The 3,887-nt window shown below is 43.1% G+C and carries 4 protein-coding genes and 1 pseudogene; 2 read left to right on the top strand and 3 right to left on the bottom strand.

The window, feature by feature from the left end; genetic code table 11:
- Window positions 1-179, top strand: a pseudogene (locus tag F6K20_RS28060) (argininosuccinate synthase domain-containing protein); the annotation flags it as partial.
- Between the two features lie 73 nt (window positions 180-252).
- On the opposite strand, the gene F6K20_RS28055 reads toward F6K20_RS28060, so the two are convergent.
- On the bottom strand, window positions 253-882 hold the full coding sequence (locus F6K20_RS28055) for a DedA family protein (RefSeq protein WP_287249241.1): 630 nt from the start codon (window positions 880-882) through the stop codon (window positions 253-255).
- Between the two features lie 226 nt (window positions 883-1,108).
- Window positions 1,109-1,357 carry a Ycf34 family protein gene (locus tag F6K20_RS28050; RefSeq protein ID WP_044492409.1) on the bottom strand — a complete coding sequence of 83 codons (249 nt, stop codon included), beginning with the start codon at window positions 1,355-1,357 and terminating at the stop codon, window positions 1,109-1,111.
- Between the two features lie 212 nt (window positions 1,358-1,569).
- Between F6K20_RS28050 and F6K20_RS28045 the strand changes: the two genes are divergently transcribed.
- Window positions 1,570-2,847 (top strand): tRNA nucleotidyltransferase/poly(A) polymerase-related protein, encoded by a 1,278-nt coding sequence (locus F6K20_RS28045; RefSeq protein WP_287249244.1) that lies wholly within the window; start codon window positions 1,570-1,572, stop codon window positions 2,845-2,847.
- Window positions 2,848-2,989: 142 nt separating this feature from the next.
- On the opposite strand, the gene F6K20_RS28040 is transcribed toward F6K20_RS28045, so the two are convergent.
- Window positions 2,990-3,646, bottom strand: coding sequence for a hypothetical protein (locus F6K20_RS28040; RefSeq protein ID WP_287296864.1), 657 nt, complete (start codon window positions 3,644-3,646; stop codon window positions 2,990-2,992).
- Between the last annotated feature and the right edge of the window lie 241 nt (window positions 3,647-3,887).

Below are 3,887 nucleotides of genomic sequence, written 5' to 3'. Positions count from 1 at the left end.
TGGTTAAACTTTTCAAGGGTAATGCCATAATTGTAGGGCGTCAGTCAGAGAATTCTCTCTACACTCCGGAACTGGCTACCTACACCTCGGAAGACCAGTTTGACCACAAGGCGGCTGAAGGTTTCATCTACTTGTGGGGATTACCGACTCGGGTGTGGTCAGCAAAAACCAGGAGTTAGTAATTTTGGGTTACGGTAATTGGCTAAGGTAATCCTTAACTACCAATTACCGATTGCCCTTAGCCAATCTCAATTAATCCCCGATCTCCAATTTCTGTCTACGAGACTCCAACCATTTAGGAACAACAATCGAGCCAATCACCAAGATCAGAGCAACAATCGCAAATTTAGATACCGAAGAGATTAATAGTTCCAGAGGTATCAAGCGTCCGCAAAAGTAGGATAAACTTACCATCACTGATGCCCAGATCGTAGCACCAGCGAAATTGCATAAGAGAAATTTCGGGTAAGGCATCTGAACAATCCCTGCCATTGGACCAGCAAAGATCCGCAGTACTGCCACAAATCGACCAAAAAAAACTGCCTTAGCAGCGTTCTTACGAAATTCGGTTTTAGCCTCTGTCAGTTGTGCTTCTGTGATCCGGACTAAACCCCCAATTCGCACTAGTAATGGCCAACCACCGATTTTCCCAATCCAGTAACCACAGTTATCTCCTAGGACAGCACCAGCGATCGCAGAGCATAGGACTACCCAATAATTGAGTTCGCCGCTACCTGCGAGGAAGCCACCTACCAGGGTAATGGTTTCTCCCGGTATGGGTACCCCAGCGTTTTCCAGGGCAATCCCAAAAAAAACTGCCCAGTAGCCATAGTCGTTAGCTATGTTCTGGACCGTTTCCAACGATAAAAGCTCAAAAGACATCCAGCGTTACAAAAATTAATCCTTTTTAATATCTTGGCTCGATCGTCTCTTTTGTGTCAATTAAAGCAGTATTATAGAAAATACTGGACAAACACAAACAGAAGCAATCCGAGCTTTTATCAAAAGCTTGCTCAGTAAAATTAAAACTTGACTGGCGATTAATCCCATGCTGATATTAGGTGCATAGTGGAGCTTCTCGCCAGAGTAGCTAAAATTCACAAAGATATCAGGTTGGTACCAGCTCACCAGGACGAAGCTTTGCCCACTTCCCAGTTTCCTGCTTAAAGCTATTACACCCCACAACGTCCCATTCCATTTCGATTATATCTTCAGTAGAACGGATATTGACATTGATGGTGGGCTCAACCGCTTCAAAGTTGGGAGATTCCGTCAGGTGAGGTACCTGATGCTGGGTTTCCACAGCATGGTATGTAGTACAGCGGTCTACGTAGTGGCAGTTAATGCAAATACACATTGCTTAAACTCCAATTCCTTTATTTTAGCATAGCTCAAACCAGACATTTCTTGAGTAGCTTATAGGATAAAATAGTTAACTATTAGCTACTTTGTTTGCTACTTTATTTTCCAAAAAATTTCTGTTTCCGATTCCGAAGTTGCGATGTTCTCTATTCGATTTTAGCACATATTGATATATAGTATTCATTCTGAGATTTCAGAAAATGACTAATGACTAATTATCAAACTGCTCTATCACCCCAAAATTGGCCGTTTAACTGGGAGTTACTCCCTTCTGACGCTTGCTTGGTGGGTGGTGCGGTTAGGGATGCTGTGATCAACCGACAGTCGGATTACCTAGACTTAGACTTTGTTTTACCCACTAAAGCAGTACGGTCAGCCAGCAAGCTAGCAAGACGTTATAAGGCCGGATTTGTGGTGTTGGATGCCCAGCGTCAAATAGCTAGGGTAGTGTTTGGCAACGCAACAGTTGACTTTGCTCAACAGGACGGGGATAGCTTAGAGGCTGACTTACATAGGCGGGATTATACGATTAATGCGATCGCATTTAATCCCCACACCAAGGAATTCATTGATCCATTACAGGGTATCTTGGATTGCCGTAAAGGCATAATCCGGATGGTGTCACCAGAAAACTTACAAAAAGACCCATTACGATTACTGCGGGGTTATCGACAAGCCGCTCAGTTGGGTTTTCAGATTGACCCAGCCACCCAGTCAGTGATTAGAAAGCTAGCACCGTTATTGAGCAAAATCGCAGCAGAACGGGTACGGACAGAATTGGGCTATCTCCTCAAGTCACCTCAGGGTGTACCTTGGCTAAAAGCCGCCTGGGAGGATAATGTGTTACGACCATGGCTGCCTGATGCCACGGCTGAGGGTTTAGAGCACATGGCAGCAGTTGACCAATCCGCTGTGGTACTGGCAGAAACCTGGCCTAAGCTTGGGGTGGAATTGAAATTACAGGTGACTAAGCATTCTTTATCGTTGCTAAATCTGGCTAAGCTAGCAAATTTATTATCATCAATACCAGCAGTTGCTGAACAACAGCTGTTAGCTCTAAAGTACTCTCGTGTTCAGACTCGGATAGTAGTCAGGGCAATCCAACATTTGCCCCAACTGCTGTCTTATACTACTGCCAAGGATATCCCATTACGGGAGCAGTATTTCTTCTTTCTTAACGTTGGAGCTGTCTTTCCTGTGGTAGCGCTTTTGGCAGTTGCCAGGGGTATGGCTGTGGATACTATAGCACCGTTGATTGAGCACTATTTGAATCCCAATGACCAGGTTGCCCATCCGACACCACTAGTTACTGGTAAAGATTTAATCAAATCCCTTAAGTTATCCCCTAGTTCTAAAATTGGTGAGTTACTGACTGAGATTCAAATTGCACGGATTGAGGGCAATATCAATAGTATTAAAGGTGCTCTGGAATTTGCTGCCAAGCTCGACTCAATAAACTGTGGCTCTGAAGATAAAGACAAATAACACATGATATTAAATCCGATTAACTTATTATCATAAGCTATCAGCTATCAGCTATCAGCTTTTTAATAAAATCAGCTGACCGTTGACCCTTCTGTTGAAATCCTCAGCAAAGTTTTTAGTTAGAATTGGAGGCTATCAGCAGTCATTTTGACCGCCGATTGATAATTCGATCCAAAATAAACGCAGCGATCGCACCAACTCCAACACCAATCAAAATATGAAATACCACAAACACTACACTGTAACTCAAGCAAGGGTAGAATCCAGCTTCAGGGCAATCTAAGGATCCCTTCCGGTCTAGTTCGATCAGGATGGCTTCTAGAGGTTGTTTAGCGTCGGTTTGGGAAGAAATACCACTGACCGCTAGGCCAGTACCGACGAAGGTGATCCAAAGTTGTAGTCTTTTCTCCTGTTTCTCAGCTTGTTTGTCTCGGGCTCGATCAGCCTCTTCCTTATCTCTGAGGGCTTTTTCCAAAGCGCGATCGCGTTCTGCTTGTTCAATTTCCACAATACCTCTGATTGAGGAAATCGCTTTGTCTAACAGTGCGGAGCTATGGGCAAAATAGCTTAAGTTTATTTGAATTTGATTTTGATAAGTAGGGCTGATTTTATGCTCAAATACTGACAAAAAGCTTAAATCTTCATCCTTTGGTAATTTTGCTTTAATTTGTTGAAGCTTTTCGGAATAATTGTGAGCATTAATCTTCATTGTCAAGCTATAGCTTTCTAACTGTCTCAGCCAGTCTGAATAGTTCAAGTCTAGCTTCGGCAGTATTCTCAGCTTCTTCTTAAACTCCAACAGGTCATCATCAGATAATGACCTCTGATTATCTTGACTTTGAGTCGTGGCACAGGCTTCTAGCCTGTGATCTATCGTTTCATTGATAATTTGTTTAATGTCTTGATATCCTTGGCTGGGGGGGCGACGATATGGCTTGAAACGATTGATACGTCAAGAGTGTAACGATCTGTGATAGAAAAAGATAGGTCTCAAATTGTCAATAAGACCTATCTGTTGCAAATGTTACCCTTATTCTATC

Source organism: Moorena sp. SIO2C4 (assembly GCF_010672485.1).
In the GTDB taxonomy this organism is placed as follows: Bacteria; Cyanobacteriota; Cyanobacteriia; order Cyanobacteriales; family Coleofasciculaceae; genus Moorena; species Moorena producens.
The sequence above is the reverse complement of the archived record's forward strand: the minus strand, read 5'-3'. Positions and strand labels throughout refer to the sequence as shown.

Coding starts and splice junctions, on each gene's coding strand:
- F6K20_RS28055 (WP_287249241.1), bottom strand. CDS start 882: ATGTCTTTTGAGCTTTTATCGTTGGAAACGGTCCAGAACATAGCTAAC.
- F6K20_RS28045 (WP_287249244.1), top strand. CDS start 1,570: ATGACTAATTATCAAACTGCTCTATCACCCCAAAATTGGCCGTTTAAC.
- F6K20_RS28050 (WP_044492409.1), bottom strand. CDS start 1,357: ATGTGTATTTGCATTAACTGCCACTACGTAGACCGCTGTACTACATAC.